This window comes from Micromonospora maritima, assembly GCF_902825405.1.
In the GTDB taxonomy this organism is placed as follows: domain Bacteria; phylum Actinomycetota; class Actinomycetes; order Mycobacteriales; family Micromonosporaceae; genus Micromonospora; species Micromonospora maritima.
This window is the reverse complement of the sequence record NZ_CADEAU010000004.1, coordinates 21,118-36,151: the sequence shown is the minus strand read 5'-3', so window position 1 is coordinate 36,151 and position 15,034 is coordinate 21,118. Positions and strand designations below refer to the sequence as shown.

Here is a 15,034-nt window from a genome sequence, read left to right as displayed (position 1 = left end):
TCCTCAACATCCCTGCCGACATCCTCAACATCTCCCCGACATCCTCAACATCTCGGGGGTGGGCGATTCCGCTACCTCGGACGACTCCCCTCGGGGGAGGTCTTGAGGATGTTGAGGATGTTGAGCCTAAAAAGTTTCTTAGAAGTACTTACTTACTCTGTGTAGTCGCTAGGGGCCTTTTTCTTCTACGCCCGGTCATGGGCGGACACAGCCCTACCCGTACACGCACATATCTAGGTCTCAACATCCTCAACATCCCCAAGACCTGGCACGCGACCTCACTCAGCGTGCAGATAGCGCGCGCCCTCACCCCGGAGAAGCCCATGACTCAGCCGCTGCCGCCGAGGGTGCTCGGCCTCGACCTCAGCCTCACCTGTACCGGCCTCGCCGGTGCCGACTGGACCGACACCATCAAGCCGCCGGCGAAGATGCGCGGCACCGCCCGCATGATGTTCATCCGCACCACGCTGCTCGACCGCTTCCTCAACGGCTACGACGTCGTCGCCGTCGAAGGCCCGTCGTACGGATCCCAGGCCGGACAGGCGGGGCACCACGAACGCGCCGGCCTGTGGTGGGTCATCCGCTGCGTCCTCGACGCCCGCGGCCACCAGGTGGCGGTGATCCCGCCTGCCTCGGTGAAGCGGTACGCCACCGGCAAGGGCAACGCCGACAAGGCCGCCATGATGCTCGCCGTCGCCCGCCGCTTCCCCTGGTTCGACGGCGGCGAAGACGAAGCCGACGCGCTGTGGCTCGCCGCGATGGCCGCCGACCACCTCGGCCACCCGATGTGCGACATGCCCGCCGCCAACCGGAAGGCCCTCGACGCCGTCCAGTGGCCCGAGCTGACCCTGGCAGCCGCGTGATGGGCGAGTGGATCTGCCCCGACTGCGGCGACGGGCGCTGCCACGACTGCATCACACCCCGCTGCGACCACGACTGCCCCCTCAACGACACCGACCCGGAGGAGACCCGGTGAGCCGCCTCGTCATGGCCGACCTCTTCTGCGGGGAGGGCGGAGCCGCCGCCGGCTACGTCGCCGCGGGCTTCGAAGTCCACGGGTTCGACATCGTCCACCCCGACCCCGAGAAGCGCGCCAAACTCGCCCCGGAGATGCGCCGCCGCTACCTCGCCTCCGGCGCCGCATCGTTCACCGTCGCCGACGCCAACACCGTCCCCCTCGCCGGCTTCGACGCCGTGCACAAGTCCCCGCCCTGCAAGGACCACACCGACCTCGCCGCCCAGTCCGGCGGCGACGGCACCGGGTGGATGCTCCCGCACGCCATCGACCGGGCCCGCGCCTCCGGCCTGCCCTACGTCATCGAGAACGTGGAAAGCCCCAGCGCCAAACAGCACATGGACGGCGCGTTCATGCTCTGCGGCTCGTCGTTCGGCCTCGGTGCCGCTGGCCGGATTCTCAAGCGGCACCGCCTGTTCCTCACGAACGTGCCGCTGCTCGCCCCGCCCTGCGTGTGCTCCGGCTGGCCCGTCGGCGGGGTGTACGGAACCGGCGGCGCCGGCCAGATGACCCGCGGCTACAAGTTCCACCCCGACGACGCCCGCCGCGCGATGGGCATCGGGTGGATGAGCCGCGCCGGACTCTCGCAGGCGATCCCGCCGGCGTACACGCGGTTCATCGGCGAGCAGATCCTCGACCACCTCGCCGCCCGCACCCGGACCGCCGCATGACCGCCCATGCACCCAGAAGCCGTGGTTTGAGGGCATCGATTGATCAAGGAGGGAAGCCGTGACGACCAACCCGAGCCTCGACTGCATCACCGGGCGGCATCTGTTCGCCGACGTCTTCGACGGTGAGGCGTGCGTAGGCGGCTGGTGCCTCTGGTGCGGCGGCGGCGCCTACGACGGTGAGCGGATCACCGACGACGGCCAGGCGGTCGGCTTCACCCCGACGTACCGGGTCCGGGTGCCGGATGGCTTTCACCGCCTCCTGTCCGACTGCCTCTGATCCGCGATAACTGACATTCCCACGAACCAGAAAGAGAGATCGACATGCTCGCCTCACCCCACCTCGAAGTCCGCGAGAACGTTCTCGACTACGTCACCGAGCGACTGGACCCGCACCTGCGCCAGCCGGGGGACGACCGCTCGTCTGGCCGCGACCTGTTGCTCGACGCCCACCCCGACGAACTGATCAACGCGCTGCACGCCGCCGGGCTGCTCGCTCTGCGGCACGAGCCGACCCTGCCGGGTTACTGGTGCTCGCGCTGCCGCGCGGCTCGCGACGACTGCAACGACCGGGCGTGCATCTGCTCCTGCCGGGACAAGCGGCCGTGAACGACCTGACGCCCGTCGACCGCGCGCCGGCAGCCCGGGACACCGAGTTGTCGGCCGCGGCCTGGGACCTCATCGACGAAGCCACCCCCGCCACCACCCGCCGCGCCTACCGCGAAGAATGGGCGCGCTTCACCCGCTGGTGCGAGCAGCAGCAGCGCACCCCGCTCCCCGCCACCGCGCAGACCCTCGCCGAGTACGCCGCGAACCTCGCCGGCCGCGACCTCGCCCCATCCAGCATCGGCAAAGCCATGGCCGCCATCACCAAAGCCCACCAGACCGCCGGGCACGGTGAGCCCGACCGGCGCGGCGCGCGGGAGGTGCTGCGCGGCTACCGCAAGCGGTACGCCCGCAACGGAGGCACCACCAAGCGGGCGCCCGCCCTCACCCTCACCGCGTTGCAGGCCATGATCGCCACCCTCGACCCCACCACGCTCATCGGCGTCCGCGACCGGGCGATCCTCGTCCTCGGCTTCGCCATGGGCGCCCGCCGCTCCGAGATCGCCGCCCTCAACCTCGCCGACCTCGAACCCCACCCCGAAGGGCTCCAGGTCACCGTCCGGCTGTCCAAGACCGACAAGGACGGGCGCGGCCGGATCGTCGCCGTCCCCTACGGGTCGAACATCGCCACCTGCCCCGTCCGGTCCGTCGAGCAGTGGCGCACCGCCCTTGCCCACCACGGCCGGGACACCGGCCCGCTGTTCCTGCGCATCGACCGGCACGGCCGGCTCGGACACGTCGCCACCGGCAAGGGCGACCCCGACGGGCGGATCACCGGCGAGACCGTCGCCGCGATCGTCCGCCGGGCCGCCGTCGCCGCCGGCCTCGACGCGGCCACGGCGTTCTCCGGGCACAGCCTGCGGCGAGGGTTCGCCACCGCCGCATACGCCGCCCCCGACGCTGACCTGGTGCGCATCGCTCGGCACGGCGGCTGGAAGGAGGGGAGCGCGGCGCTGTTCGGCTACCTCGAAGAGGTGGACCGGTGGCGGAAGAACCCCGCCGCCAGCATCGGCATGTGAACGACGGTGGGGTCGCAGCTCGCCCAAGCCGCGACCCCACCGGAGCAGCACACCCACCCAGGCGGCCAGCTCAACCACCGGCAAGCCTACAAGGGGGGACCACCATGGACCGCGACGCCACCATCACCACCATCACCGGCCTCGCCGAACAACTCTGCGACCCCGGCCAGCACGTCGAACGCATCCCGTACTGGGACGACAACCGCAACCGCAAGTTCCGCGAATGGCGGACCGTCCAGCCCGGTCTCCTCGCCCAACTCCACCAGGCCGCTGTGGAGCCCACCAGCGGCACCACCGAGCCCGGCCCGCGTACGGTGCCCCGCAGCCGACCCCCGCTCGCCCTCGAAGCGTTGAGCACCCACGCCGCGATCTGCACCCACGCCGCCCACTGGTGCACCTCCCTCAACCTCGACCTGCGCGACACCGTCGAAGCCAACATCCGCGCCCTCGTCGGCGCCGCACCCGGCCTCGACGACGACGACCTCCAACTGCTCGCCCGCGAACTGCGCACCTGGCGCCGCTGGGCAGCCGTCGCCACCGGCTGGATCGCCCCCCTCTACCAACCCCACGTGCCCTGCCCCGCCTGCCACACCACCGGCAAGCTACGCATCAACCTCACCGCCCAAGCCGCCCACTGCCGCGCCTGCCAAGCCACCTGGGCCGCCGACGACGGCAGCATCTTCGCCCTCGGCGAATACGTCACCAGCCGCACCGAACGCGTCACCGCGGCGTGAAACGCGAACCACCCACCCATCAGGTACGATGCGAAATCAGGAGAAGGACTATGCCCAGCCGGGTCGACACCCTCGCTCAGGTAGCCCTCCAGCGCGGCGACATCACCGCCGACCCCATCACCGGAGCCATTCACAAGGCCAACGGGGATCGGGCTGAACTCCTCGACAAGCGCACGGGCTACGGGCGCGTTCAGGTCTTCGCTAAGCCCCTCACCCTGGCCATGGCCCACCGCGTCATCTGGATCGCCGCACACGGCCTGATCCCCGACGGGCTACAGGTCAACCACATCAACCGGCGACGCTGGGACAACCGCATCGCCAACCTGGAGCTGGTCACCCCGAAGGGCAACAGCCGGCACTGGCGTGGCTACGGCTACGACCGCATCGGCGAGCAGCCTGACTCGGTGGACATCGACTGGCTCAACCGGATGGGCGGCGGTGAGAAGCCGCCCAAGCAGGTGTCGCCCTACCACAGCAACTCGAAGACGCGGGTTGGCCCGCAGCTCATGTGAATGCCAGCAGTACCACTGTCTCCGAAGCCCCGCCGTACCCCCCGTGTCGGCGGGGCTCCGCCATGTCCGGCCCATAGACCTCCTTGACCAGCAGGTCCACGATGGGCTCATGTTCAGAGTCCCCAGCGACCCCAACCGGCCCACCTTCGACCACACCTTCCAGGTCGGCTTCTTCCGCTGGCTGACCAGCAAGAAGCCCGAGCGCCTCGAATGGCAGCGCAGACGCAACGCCGCAGCCGGGGTGGCCCGGCAGAACCAGGTGGCCTGGGCTGCCGAGCAGGAACGCCGCCGCAACCCGCAGTAGCCCGACCCGCAGACGAAGCCCCACCGTGACCTCCCAGGCGGTGGGGCTTCACCATGCTCAGGGGGTGCACGGTGGCCCGGGCCAAGACCGCCGACCGCGGGTACGGCAGCGCGCACCAGAAGCTGCGCGAGCAGTGGCGACCCAAGGTCGAGGCCGGGCTCGTCGACTGCGCCCGATGCCAGCAGCCCATCGACCCGGACGGACCGTGGGACCTCGGGCACACCGACGACCGGACCGGCTACACCGGGCCCGAATGTCGACACTGCAACCGCGCTGCCGGTGGACGCAACGGAGCGGCGGTCACTAACGGTAAGCGCGTCGAGTTGCGGCACTCGCGCCGCTGGTGATCGGAACCCCGAAAAAATCCCGTGACCAGGGCAAATGACCCCCGCGCCAGTCGGGCTTTTCTCTCCCCGGCCACTCGGCGTCACGCTTCGCGTTTCAGGAGGTGCCGTGACGACGTCGTGTGAGGGTTGCGGCCGGAGCTTCGAGGCGAAGCGGTCGTCGGCGCGGTTCTGCGGTGCGACCTGCCGGAAGCGGGTGTCGCGGCGTCCGGCCGGCCTGCCGCCCGCGGAGCCGGTCGACGCCTCGTCCGGGGAGTCGGATCTCGTGACATCGGTGCGCCTGGAGTTGGTGGCGGCCCGCCGGTTGGACACGGTGCTCGGGCAGCAGGCGCTGGTGTTGGCGGCGCGTCTCGACGTGCCGGACACCGGGTCGGCGGTCGCGGCCTTGAACAAGGAGCTGCGGGCGACGATGGAGGCCGCGCTGAAGGGTGCTGAGGAGTCCGGGGACAGCGTGGATGAGCTGAAGGCCCGCCGTGAGCGCCGTCGCGGCGCCTGACCTGGTCCGCCCGGCTCACCTGTGGGTGCCTGACCGTCTGTCGTCGGCCGGGTCTGAGGCGATCGACCTGGCGCGGATGTGCGGGGTCGGGGTGGACCCGGAGCAGGAGCTGGCGATCGACGCGATCCTGTCGGAGCGCGCCGGCGGCCGGTGGGCGGCCCTCGAGGCGGCGATCATCCTCAGCAGGCAGAACGGGAAGACGATGAACGTCATCCTGCCGATCGTGCTGGCCGACCTGCTGCTGTTCGACGCGAAGTTGATCGCGTGGACGGCGCACCGGTTCGTCACGACGCAGGAGGCGTTCCGGGCGCTGCGGCAGATCGTCGAGACCACGTCGGAGTTCTCCCGCCGCCTGAAGCGCCTCTCCGCCGGCAACGGCGAGGAGGAGATCGAGTTCCACGGTGGTGCGCGGGTGAAGTTCCTGGCCCGCTCGAAGACCGGCGGCCGTGGCCTGTCCGGTGACCGGGTGGTCCTCGACGAGGCGTTCGCCCTGGAGCCGGAGCACATGGGCTCGCTGCTGCCGACGCTGTCGGCGCGGCCGAACCCGCAGGTCATCTACGGGTCGTCGGCGGGTCTGGTGAACTCGCAGATCCTGCGGGGGATCCGGGACCGCGGTCGGGCTGGCGGTGATCCGTCGCTGGTGTACGTGGAGTGGTCGGCGCCGGAGGGCGGCTGCGCGGAGGACGACTGCGACCACCGGCTGAGCGCGCAGGGCTGCGCGTTGGACGAGCCGGCCAACTGGCGGGCGGCGAACTTCGCCATCAGCCGGGGGCGGATCCGGGAGGAGTTCGTCGCGGCGGAGCGGCGGGCTCTGCCGCCGGAGGAGTTCGCGCGGGAGCGCCTCGGCTGGTGGGACGACCCGGTGGGGTTGTCGGCGGTGCCGTTGCAGTCGTGGGCGGACTGCCGGGATGAGGAGTCGGCGCCGGCGGGGCGTCCGGTGTTCGCGATCGACGTCGCCCCGGGCAGCCGGTCGGCGGCGATCGTGGCGGCGATGTACCGCCCGGACGGGCTGCCGCACCTGGAGGTGGTGGCGCACGCCCCGACCACCGACTGGGTGGTGTCGCGGTGCCTGGAGTTGCTGAAGCATCGACCGCTGGACTGGGTGCTGGACCCGGCGGGCCCGGCGGGTGCGCTGCTGCCGGAGTTGGGCGCGGTGGGCATCGAACCCCGGCAGCTGTCGACGCGGGACCTGGGGCAGGCGTGTGAGGCGTTCAGCTCGGCGGTGACCGCGAACGCGGTGCGGCACCTGGGTGACCCGGTGCTGGCGCGGGCTATCGCCGCCGCCGGTCGTCGGGACATCGGCGACGGGTTGTGGGCGTGGTCGCGGCGCAGGTCGAGCGCGGACATCTGCCCGCTGGTGGGGGCGACGGTCGCGCACTGGGGACTGTCTGTGGTGCCGCCGCCGAAAGCTCCGCCGCCGGCGCCGGTGAACGCCCCGGTTGAGGGCGGGCAGTGGGAGACCAACGAGCTGGCCACGGCCGGGTTCTGAAACGAGGAGGTGGTGAGCGGTGACCGCACCGGTGAACGAGATCGGCTACGCGGCGTCGTCGACCACCTCGTCGTGGTGGGCTGAGCTGGACGACGAACCGACGCCGGAGCTGCGGTGGCCGCTGTCGGTGAAGGTCTACGACGCGATGCGGTCCCAGGATTCGCAGGTGGCGTCGGTGCTGCGGGCCGTGACGCTGCCGGTGCGGCGCACGCCGTGGCGGATCGACCCGGCCGGGGCCCGGGACGAGGTGGTGCGGCTGGTCGCCGACGACCTGGGGCTGCCGGTGGTGGGTCAGAACCCGCAGCCGATGCCGCGGGTGCGTGACCGGTTCTCGTGGCCGGAGCATCTGCGGCTGGCGTTGCTGATGCTGCCGTTCGGGCACAGCTTCTTCGAGCAGGTGTACCGCATCGACGAGGCGGGCCGGGCCCGGCTGCGGAAGCTGGCACCGAGGCTGCCGCGCACGATCGAGCGGGTGGACGTCGCCGACGACGGCGGGCTGGTGTCGATCACGCAGTACAGCTCGAAGGTGGGCGCGCAGCAGCGGCCGATCCCGGTGGACCGCCTGGTCGCGTACGTGCATGACCGGGAGGGCGGCAACTGGCTGGGCAAGAGCCTGTTGCGGCCGGCGTACAAGCACTGGCTGATCAAGGATCGGCTGTTGCGGGTGCAGGCGCAGACGATCGAGCGCAACGGCATGGGCATCCCCCGGTACACCGGCGCCGACGGTGAGGACGACCTGTCCAAGGGCTTGGCGATGGCCAAGGCGTGGCGGGCGGGTGACTCGTCGGGTGCGGCGATCCCCCACGGCGCCGCGCTGGATCTGGTGGGTGTGTCGGGGTCGCTGCCGAACGCCGACCCGGCGATCCGCTACCACGACGAGCAGATCGCCCGTGCGGTGCTCGCGCACTTCCTGAACCTGGGCACGCAGACCGGCTCGTGGGCGTTGGGGACGACCTTCGCGGACTTCTTCACCCTGTCGCTTCAGACCCTCGCCCAGCAGGTCGCGGACGTGGCCACGCAGCACATCGTCGAGGACATCGTCGATGTGAACTTCGGGGAGTCGGAGCCGGCGCCGCGGGTGGTGTTCGACGAGATCGGTTCGCGGCAGGCGGCGACGGCGGCGGCGTTGAAGCTGCTCATCGACTCGGGGGCAATCTTCCCGGATCGAGCGACGGAGGAGTTCCTGCGTCAGCAGTACGGGCTGCCTCCGAAGGCGGCGACTTCCCCGGCGCCGGGCCAGCCGCCGGTCAACGTTCCTCCTGGTGAATCGGGTGATGCGTGATGTCCAAGCAGATGCTGCCGGAGTTGCCGGCCCGCCTGGAGCGGATGCGTGCCCGGCCGGCGGCGAAGACCGGCGACTGGTTCCGCATCGAGGCGAAGGCCGACAGTCGGGCCGCCGAGGTGGCCATCTACGACGACATCGGCTGGGAAGGCACGACGGCCCGGCAGTTCGCCCACGACGTGCGGGCTCTGGACGTGGACGAGATCACGCTGCGGCTGAACAGCAAGGGCGGCGACGCCTGGGACGGCGTGGCCATCTACAACGCCCTGAAGGACCACCCGGCGCAGGTGACCGTGGTGGTGGACGGGGTGGCCGCGTCGGCGGCGTCGGTGATCGCGCAGGCCGGTGACCGGATCGTCATGAACCGCGGCAGCCAGATGATGATCCACGACGCGAGTGGGTTGGCGCTCGGCGACGCCGCGGACATGCGGGAGATGGCCGACGTCCTCGACAAGGTTTCCGACTCCCTGGCCGGGATCTACGCGGCCCGGGCGGGCGGGACGGTCGCGCAGTGGCGGGCCACGATGCGCGGCACCCAGTGGTACACGGCCGAGGAGGCGGTGGACGCGGGGCTGGCGGATGAGCTGGCCGGCGCTGCGCGACCGAAGGTGACGGCAGCGGAGGCGGCACGGCGGATCCACGCCGCGGCGCAGAAGACCCCCACCGCCAGCTTGGTGGTGGTTCCGGATGAGGAAAGGAGCCGGCCTGTGGACCCGGCAAAGATCCGAGAGGCGCTGGGTCTGTCGGCCGACGCCTCCGACAGCGACGTGCGGGTGGCCCTGGAGTCCGCCGGTGTCGTCGCGAAGACCAACCCGCCCACCGAGCCGGCCCCGCAGCCCGAGCCCGACCCCGAGCCGGCCCCCGCGCCGGACCCGGAGCCGAAGGCCGAGGGCAAGGTGCTGGTGTCGCAGAACGTCCTGGAGGAGCTGCGCATCGCCGCGCAGGCCGGGCAGGAGGCCCGCGCGCAGCAGCTGCGGGAGCAGCGGGACAACACGATCCGGGCGGCCGTCGCCGAGGGGAAGATCTCCCCGGCGCGGCGTGAGCACTGGGTGCAGGCCTGGGACAAGGACCCGGAGGGCACCAAGGCGGACCTGGACTCGCTGCCGGCGAACCGGGTGCCGGTGAACGCGCTCGGCTACGACGCCGACGCCCCGAAGTCGGTCGACCCGGCCGACTCCCCCGACTACTGGTTCGCGGGCGCCTCGGCCCGCGTGGAGGGCTGACCCGTGGCCAACGAAGCCATTCCGTTCTACGAGCCCGGACGGCGCATCACCTGCCACGCGACCGCCGGTGTGACCGGCAAGCGGTTCGTGAACATCTCGGCGAACCGGCAGTCGGACGGCAACTTCTCCGTCGCGCACGCCACCGCCGCCGGCGCCGCCTTCGGTGTCGCCGCCTACGACGCGGCGACGGGCGAGAAGGTCGGGGTCCTGCGGGGCTCCGGCTTCGTCGTGCCCGTGACCGCCGGCGGCACCATCGCCGCGGGCGCCCGGGTGGAGGTCGGCTCGAACGGGCAGGCCGTCACGATCGCTTCCGGCATCGCCGTGGGGATCGCCATGACCGGCGCGACCTCCGGCAACGACGCGATCATCGCGCTTCTCTGAGGAAGGAGGGACCAGTCACATGCCCACGCAGCAGATTGCGTACCCGCTGGCCGCTCCGACGCTCAGCGGCAACGTGCTCACCGTCGACACCGCGCTGTCGCAGCCGACGCGGATCACCCGTCGGATCATGGACCTGACGCTCCAGCGGTTCATCGTCGATCGGATCTTCAACACGAACGCCGGTTCGGTGTCGGGTGGGGCGGTCATCTACGACCAGGCCACCACGAACGAGCTGTACACCGACCGGGACGTCGAGCGGGTCGGCCCGGGCGACGAGTTCCCGGTGGTCGGGTCGCAGCGGCCGGTGCCGAAGGTCGCCCTGGTCGAGAAGTGGGGTGGGAAGTTCTTCGTCACCGACGAGGCCCGCGACCGCAACGACGTGGCGTTCTTCAACAACCAGGTCACGCAGCTGGCGAACACCATCGTGAAGAAGGTGAACACCCGGGCGATCGAGACCCTGGAGGCGGCGATTTCGTCGTTCGGTGGGGCGCTGACGTTCACCGGCCACAACTGGTCGACGGTCGTCACCGGCGGTTCCAGCCAGACGAACAACTCGGGCTGGCCGGCGGCGGACTTCGCGAACGCGCAGTACCTGGCCGACACCGACGAGCTGGGCGTCACCTACGACCTGTGGATCGTGAACCCGAAGCAGCGGATGGACCTGGCGATCACGTACGGGTCGGCGCTGAACGAGGTCCTCGACTCGCTCGACATCGAGGTGTACCCGTCGAACCGGGTGCCGAACGGCACCGCGTACGCGGTGGCCCGCGGGCAGGTCGGTGAGCTGCGGGTCGAGCAGGGTCTGGGCAGCGAGACGTGGCGGGAGCAGGCCACCCAGCGCACGTGGGTGCAGTCCTCGGTCCGGCCGGTCATGTACGTCACGAACCCGTACAGCATCCGCAAGATCACCGGACTCAACGGCTGAGGGGGGCGGAGGCATGGCGGAGCACGTCATCAAGCACGGCAGCTTCTGGTACACCGACGCCGACGGGCTGCACCGGACCGCGCTGCGCGGCGACCGGGTGGAGCTGACCAACGAGGCGGACGTGAAGCGGGGCGAGGCGCACGGCGCGTTCGCGTCGAAGGACGACCTGGCGGACGGGTCGCCGTTCGCGGCGTTCCTGGCCGCCCGGGACGCCCGGTTCGGTTCGGCGTCGGTGATGCTGGACCCGGCCGAGGTGGAGGGCCGCACGTCGCCGGCGGGTTCGGCGGACCCGGCGATCCAGTCGGGCATGGTCGCTCCGGCGGGCGGCGACGGCGGCAGCTCCGGTTCGGGTTCGGGCCGGGGTCGGCGCGGCCGTTCCGAGGGCTGATCTGCGGTGGCTGATCTGTTCGACCTCGGGGACCTGCCGTCCTGGTTGCAGGTTCCCGAGGTCGACCTGGAGACGGCGACGCGGATCCGGCGGGCGGTGTCGGGCTGGTTGCGGGACGCGACCGGGCTGACGGTGTGGCCGGATCCGGTGCCGGACGACCTATGGGCGTGGGCAGTCGAGCTGGCGGCCATGGTCTACAACAACCCGACGTCGGCGAACGCGGAGACGGTCGGGGCGACGAGTGTGCAGTTCGGGGATCGGGCGCGTCGGGCGGAGATCCTGGCGGCGGCGCGGCGGGCGTACAGCGTGGCCGGTCAGCCGCAGTTCAGCTTCCCGGAGCCTGACTGGTCGTGGACGAGCAGCACGGTGAGGGGCTGAGATGGCGAACGGGTACTTCACCGGCCTGGCCGAGGGTCTGATGGACGGGTCGATCGATCTGGACACGGCGGTCATCAAGGTGGCGCTCGTGCGCGGCTACACGTTCTCCGCGGCGCACAAGTTCGTCTCGGACGTGACCACGGCCGGCGCGACGATCAACGGCACGTCGGCGGCGCTGGCGAACAAGACAGTGACCGGCGGGGTGTTCGACGCCGACGACACGACGATCAGCGCGACGGCGAACGCCACGAACCACGGGCTGCTGCTGTTCCAGTCGAGCGCGGTGACGGGCGGCGCGGATGTGGCGGCGTCGGCGCAGCGGGTGATCGCCTGGTACGACACCGGGACCGGTCTGCCGATCCAGCCGGGCACGGGCACGGTCACGGTGACCTGGCCGGCGGCGAACCCGAAGATCCTGAAGGTGGGCTGACCGGGAGGTCGTCGTGGCGGTCTCCTACGTCGGTGCCACCTCAGGTAACACCGGGTCCGCTACGAGCACGTCTTTCGCGACGTCCCTGCCTGCGGGTTGGGCGGCGGGCGACGTCGCGGTGCTGGTCGGGCACGTGTCGGGCGGCACGCTGAACATGTCCACCCCGGCCGGGTGGACGGCGCTGCCCGGTTCGTGGCCGGTGACGGAGGGCTCCGCGAGCCGCATGTACGGCTGGTCGCGGGTGTTGCAGGCGGGGGACAGCGCGCCGACGATCAGCAACAACGGGTCGGTGACGGGCGGCTGGGAGATCGTCGTCTTCCGGGATGCGTCGTCGGTGGCTCAGGCCGCCACGGCGACCGCGTCAGGCACGTCGGTGACGTTGCCGACGCTGTCGGGTGTGGGTGCCGGGTCGGCGTTGGCGGCGGTGGCGCATGTGCGGGTGGCGTCGGGGACGATCCCGACGAACCTGTCGCCGAACGCCGCGTACACCGAGGTGGTCGATCAGGCGACGTCGCGGGTGACCAGTTCGGCGAACGTGCGGATGGGTGCCGCGTACCGGCTGATTGGTTCGGCTGGCGCGTACGGCGGTGAGGGTGTCGGCTCGGATGTGACCGGGTCGATGATCGGCGTGCTGGTGGAGTTGGCGGCGGCGTCGGTGGACGCGACGGTCGCCCCCGACGGTATGTCGGCGCCGGTGGCTGTCGGTGCGCCTGGGGTGGACGGCACCCTGGTCACCGCACCGGGCGGCGTGGCGGTCCCGACCTCGGTTGGCTCACCGGCCGTGGACGGTTCTCTGAGCGTCTCCCCGGGCGGGGTGTCTGCTCCGGTGGCGTTGGGGTCTCCTGGCGTCTCCTGGGCGCTCTCAGTGGCCCCTGACGGCGTGTCTGTTTCGGCTGCTGTGGGAGCGCCGGCGGCCGGTTGGTCGGCTGTGTCGGCGCCGGATGGCCTGTCGGTGGCGGTGGTGACCGGCGGGCCGGCGGTGGGCTGGTCAGGGGCGGTCGCCCCCGATGGTGTGTCTGCGCCGGTGGTGCTGGGTGATCCGGTGCTGCTCGGCGCGATCCTCAACCCGGCCGGTGTGGTGGTGCCTGTCGAGGTGGGTGTCCCGGCCGTGGTGTGGGCCGGTGAGGTGTCCCCGGACGGGCTCGACGTACCGGTGTTCGTCGGCGCGGCCGGTGTGTCGATGCCGGGCCTGAGGGTGCCACGCCCCGACGCCGGGGCGGTGGCCCGGCCTGCGGCTGTGCTGGCGCGACCCTCCGGAGGTGTGGTGACGAGACCGTGAGGAGGGGGTCGTGGTGATCCTGCACGACCAGGTCACACGGTTGCGGGCGCCGCTGGCGGAAGGCCCGTACGGCAACGAGGAACGCGACTGGGACAACCCGGAGCAGGCGACGTGGCCGGCGGAAGTGCAGCCGGTCTCCAGCACTGAGGACGTGGTCAACCAGCAGCAGACCGTCACCCGGTGGCGGCTCATCGTCGGCCCGTCCGCCGACCTGGTCGCGACGGACCGGGTGGTGTGGGACGGCGCCACCTACGAGATCGACGGCGACGTGGAGCGGTGGAAACGCCGCAACGTGCTGCACCACCTGGAGGCGGTGCTGATGCGCGTCGAGCAGGGGGCCTGACATGCCGCTACCTGACGTCGACCAGGCGCTCGTCGACTACCTGAACTCCCACCCGACCCTCGTCCCGCTGCACGGGGGTCGGGTGGGGACCAAACTCGCCGCGGGCACCAGCCCGGCGGTGAGGATCAGCAGCCTCGGCGGTACCCAGCCGTGGCCGTGGGAGGGCTTCCCCGAGTACCAGGTGGAGTGGTGGGGCGGCACCGAATCGCAGACCAAGGCGCTGGCCCGAGCGGGCGAGGCGGCGCTGTGGGGGTTCCTCGGCCCCATCGTGGGCGGTCGGGTCACCGGCCTGTCCATCCCGGTTTCCATGCTCTGGTCCCCGGACGACACGTCCGCCAGGCCCAGGGTGATCACCCAGGCAAGTTTCAACGTCTTCCCGGAGGCATCGTGAGCGAGTTCGTCGCGACCAGCGACATCGAGTTCGGCGAGCCGGGCCGCGGCGTCTACGCCTTCCGCAAGGGGCAGACGGTACCGGCCGACCTCGTCGAGTCCAACGGCTGGCAGGACTACGTGTCCGGAGCCGGTACCAAGGCCGCCCAGCAGGCGACCGCCGACGTGACCGGTGATTCTTCGCCGGCGAAGGCCACCACGGTCGCCAAGAGCAGCAAGGAGGGCTGAGCCATGGCCACCAACACGATCGCCCCCGGGCAGATCAAGACCGGGCCGGGCATCATCCGGTACGCGCCGCTCGGCACGACGATCCCGACGTTCACCGCCGCCACCAGCAAGATCACGGGGACGTGGACGAACTGGCTGGACGTCGGCGCGACCGACGAGGGCATGACGTACACCGAGTCGACGGACACCTCCGACATCACCGTCGCCGAGAGCCTCTACCCGGTGCGGACCGTCACCACCGGGAAGACCGGCCGGGTGGCGTTCACCATGAACCACCTGTCGGACCTGAACTGGAAGCTCGCCATGAACGGCGGCACGATCACCACCTCCGGCACAGGCGCGACGAAGCTGAACACGTACGTCCCGCCGCTGGTCGGCGCCGAGGTGCGGGTGATGCTGGCGTTCCAGTCGCTGGAGGACGACGAGGTCATCGTCTGGCCGCAGGTGTTCAACGTCGGCTCGGTCGAGGTGGCGCGCGGCACGTACGAGACGAAGGCGGGCCTGCCGTGTGAGTTCGCGGTGGAGCTGCCCGACCCGGCGGTGCTGACCACCCCGTACAAGCGGTGGACGTCCGGCCCGCTCGCGCAGGGGGTGTGACGG

23 protein-coding genes are annotated in these 15,034 nt (G+C 71.1%); all 23 read left to right on the top strand.

From position 1 onward, the window contains the following. Window positions 1-197: 197 nt before the first annotated feature. The 23 genes from HUW36_RS01255 (at window position 198) to HUW36_RS01145 (ending at window position 15,031) form a co-directional block, all read left to right on the top strand. Window positions 198-863 carry a crossover junction endodeoxyribonuclease RuvC gene (locus tag HUW36_RS01255; protein WP_174526370.1) on the top strand — a complete coding sequence of 222 codons (666 nt, stop codon included), beginning with the start codon at window positions 198-200 and terminating at the stop codon, window positions 861-863. A gap of 109 nt (window positions 864-972) precedes the next feature. Continuing rightward, complete coding sequence (locus HUW36_RS01250) at window positions 973-1,686, top strand: hypothetical protein (protein WP_174526369.1); 714 nt, start codon at window positions 973-975, stop codon at window positions 1,684-1,686. A 58-nt stretch (window positions 1,687-1,744) separates the two neighbouring features. Next, the gene (locus HUW36_RS01245) at window positions 1,745-1,963 is read left to right on the top strand and encodes a hypothetical protein (protein ID WP_174526368.1); all 219 of its coding nucleotides are present in this window, start codon (window positions 1,745-1,747) and stop codon (window positions 1,961-1,963) included. A 44-nt stretch (window positions 1,964-2,007) separates the two neighbouring features. After that, the gene (locus tag HUW36_RS01240; protein WP_174526367.1) at window positions 2,008-2,292 is read left to right on the top strand and encodes a hypothetical protein; all 285 of its coding nucleotides are present in this window, start codon (window positions 2,008-2,010) and stop codon (window positions 2,290-2,292) included. Further along, window positions 2,289-3,308, top strand: a complete 1,020-nt coding sequence (locus HUW36_RS01235; protein ID WP_217428745.1) for a tyrosine-type recombinase/integrase — start codon at window positions 2,289-2,291, stop codon at window positions 3,306-3,308. Before HUW36_RS01240 ends, HUW36_RS01235 begins: the two co-directional genes overlap by 4 nt. 104 nt (window positions 3,309-3,412) lie before the next feature. Beyond that, entirely contained in the window at window positions 3,413-4,042 is a 630-nt protein-coding gene (locus tag HUW36_RS01230; RefSeq protein WP_174526365.1) for a DUF7341 domain-containing protein, read from the top strand. Window positions 4,043-4,092: 50 nt separating this feature from the next. Continuing rightward, window positions 4,093-4,554: an HNH endonuclease signature motif containing protein gene (locus tag HUW36_RS01225; protein ID WP_174526364.1), complete on the top strand. Its 462-nt coding sequence runs from the start codon at window positions 4,093-4,095 to the stop codon at window positions 4,552-4,554. Window positions 4,555-4,663: 109 nt separating this feature from the next. Next, a complete protein-coding gene (locus HUW36_RS01220; RefSeq protein WP_174526363.1) occupies window positions 4,664-4,858 on the top strand; it encodes a hypothetical protein in 195 nt (64 codons plus the stop codon). 53 nt (window positions 4,859-4,911) lie between these two features. Then, a complete protein-coding gene (locus tag HUW36_RS01215; protein WP_174526362.1) occupies window positions 4,912-5,205 on the top strand; it encodes a hypothetical protein in 294 nt (97 codons plus the stop codon). A gap of 106 nt (window positions 5,206-5,311) precedes the next feature. Further along, window positions 5,312-5,698, top strand: a complete 387-nt coding sequence (locus HUW36_RS01210) for a hypothetical protein (protein ID WP_174526361.1) — start codon at window positions 5,312-5,314, stop codon at window positions 5,696-5,698. Between the two features lie 25 nt (window positions 5,699-5,723). Further along, window positions 5,724-7,187 (top strand): hypothetical protein, encoded by a 1,464-nt coding sequence (locus HUW36_RS01205; protein WP_174526360.1) that lies wholly within the window; start codon window positions 5,724-5,726, stop codon window positions 7,185-7,187. A gap of 19 nt (window positions 7,188-7,206) precedes the next feature. Beyond that, window positions 7,207-8,469 carry a phage portal protein family protein gene (locus HUW36_RS01200; protein ID WP_174526359.1) on the top strand — a complete coding sequence of 421 codons (1,263 nt, stop codon included), beginning with the start codon at window positions 7,207-7,209 and terminating at the stop codon, window positions 8,467-8,469. Then, window positions 8,469-9,692 (top strand): head maturation protease, ClpP-related, encoded by a 1,224-nt coding sequence (locus HUW36_RS01195; RefSeq protein ID WP_174526358.1) that lies wholly within the window; start codon window positions 8,469-8,471, stop codon window positions 9,690-9,692. The genes HUW36_RS01200 and HUW36_RS01195 overlap by 1 nt, the downstream gene beginning before the upstream one ends. Window positions 9,693-9,695: 3 nt before the next feature. Beyond that, the gene (locus HUW36_RS01190; RefSeq protein WP_174526357.1) at window positions 9,696-10,073 is read left to right on the top strand and encodes a DUF2190 family protein; all 378 of its coding nucleotides are present in this window, start codon (window positions 9,696-9,698) and stop codon (window positions 10,071-10,073) included. A 19-nt stretch (window positions 10,074-10,092) separates the two neighbouring features. Continuing rightward, a complete protein-coding gene (locus HUW36_RS01185) occupies window positions 10,093-10,998 on the top strand; it encodes a major capsid protein (RefSeq protein WP_174526356.1) in 906 nt (301 codons plus the stop codon). Between the two features lie 13 nt (window positions 10,999-11,011). After that, window positions 11,012-11,386, top strand: coding sequence for a hypothetical protein (locus HUW36_RS01180; protein ID WP_174526355.1), 375 nt, complete (start codon window positions 11,012-11,014; stop codon window positions 11,384-11,386). Between the two features lie 6 nt (window positions 11,387-11,392). Further along, window positions 11,393-11,764 (top strand): hypothetical protein, encoded by a 372-nt coding sequence (locus HUW36_RS01175; RefSeq protein ID WP_174526354.1) that lies wholly within the window; start codon window positions 11,393-11,395, stop codon window positions 11,762-11,764. A 1-nt stretch (window position 11,765) separates the two neighbouring features. Further along, the gene (locus HUW36_RS01170; RefSeq protein ID WP_174526353.1) at window positions 11,766-12,194 is read left to right on the top strand and encodes a hypothetical protein; all 429 of its coding nucleotides are present in this window, start codon (window positions 11,766-11,768) and stop codon (window positions 12,192-12,194) included. A 118-nt stretch (window positions 12,195-12,312) separates the two neighbouring features. After that, the gene (locus tag HUW36_RS01165) at window positions 12,313-13,473 is read left to right on the top strand and encodes a hypothetical protein (protein ID WP_174526352.1); all 1,161 of its coding nucleotides are present in this window, start codon (window positions 12,313-12,315) and stop codon (window positions 13,471-13,473) included. Window positions 13,474-13,483: 10 nt separating this feature from the next. After that, window positions 13,484-13,816, top strand: coding sequence for a phage head completion protein (locus HUW36_RS01160; RefSeq protein ID WP_174526351.1), 333 nt, complete (start codon window positions 13,484-13,486; stop codon window positions 13,814-13,816). A 1-nt stretch (window position 13,817) separates the two neighbouring features. Next, window positions 13,818-14,207: a hypothetical protein gene (locus HUW36_RS01155; RefSeq protein ID WP_174526350.1), complete on the top strand. Its 390-nt coding sequence runs from the start codon at window positions 13,818-13,820 to the stop codon at window positions 14,205-14,207. Then, window positions 14,204-14,434 (top strand): hypothetical protein, encoded by a 231-nt coding sequence (locus tag HUW36_RS01150; RefSeq protein WP_174526349.1) that lies wholly within the window; start codon window positions 14,204-14,206, stop codon window positions 14,432-14,434. Before HUW36_RS01155 ends, HUW36_RS01150 begins: the two co-directional genes overlap by 4 nt. Window positions 14,435-14,437: 3 nt before the next feature. After that, entirely contained in the window at window positions 14,438-15,031 is a 594-nt protein-coding gene (locus HUW36_RS01145) for a phage tail tube protein (protein WP_174526348.1), read from the top strand. Window positions 15,032-15,034 lie beyond the last annotated feature (3 nt).

Excerpts from the sequence above, each read along its gene's own strand:
- HUW36_RS01195 (WP_174526358.1), top strand. The coding sequence starts at position 8,469 with ATGTCCAAGCAGATGCTGCCGGAGTTGCCGGCCCGCCTGGAGCGGATG.
- HUW36_RS01145 (WP_174526348.1), top strand. The coding sequence starts at position 14,438 with ATGGCCACCAACACGATCGCCCCCGGGCAGATCAAGACCGGGCCGGGC.
- HUW36_RS01220 (WP_174526363.1), top strand. The coding sequence starts at position 4,664 with ATGTTCAGAGTCCCCAGCGACCCCAACCGGCCCACCTTCGACCACACC.
- HUW36_RS01170 (WP_174526353.1), top strand. The coding sequence starts at position 11,766 with ATGGCGAACGGGTACTTCACCGGCCTGGCCGAGGGTCTGATGGACGGG.
- HUW36_RS01180 (WP_174526355.1), top strand. The coding sequence starts at position 11,012 with ATGGCGGAGCACGTCATCAAGCACGGCAGCTTCTGGTACACCGACGCC.
- HUW36_RS01185 (WP_174526356.1), top strand. The coding sequence starts at position 10,093 with ATGCCCACGCAGCAGATTGCGTACCCGCTGGCCGCTCCGACGCTCAGC.
- HUW36_RS01240 (WP_174526367.1), top strand. The coding sequence starts at position 2,008 with ATGCTCGCCTCACCCCACCTCGAAGTCCGCGAGAACGTTCTCGACTAC.
- HUW36_RS01225 (WP_174526364.1), top strand. The coding sequence starts at position 4,093 with ATGCCCAGCCGGGTCGACACCCTCGCTCAGGTAGCCCTCCAGCGCGGC.
- HUW36_RS01230 (WP_174526365.1), top strand. The coding sequence starts at position 3,413 with ATGGACCGCGACGCCACCATCACCACCATCACCGGCCTCGCCGAACAA.
- HUW36_RS01215 (WP_174526362.1), top strand. The coding sequence starts at position 4,912 with ATGCTCAGGGGGTGCACGGTGGCCCGGGCCAAGACCGCCGACCGCGGG.
- HUW36_RS01255 (WP_174526370.1), top strand. The coding sequence starts at position 198 with ATGGGCGGACACAGCCCTACCCGTACACGCACATATCTAGGTCTCAAC.
- HUW36_RS01155 (WP_174526350.1), top strand. The coding sequence starts at position 13,818 with ATGCCGCTACCTGACGTCGACCAGGCGCTCGTCGACTACCTGAACTCC.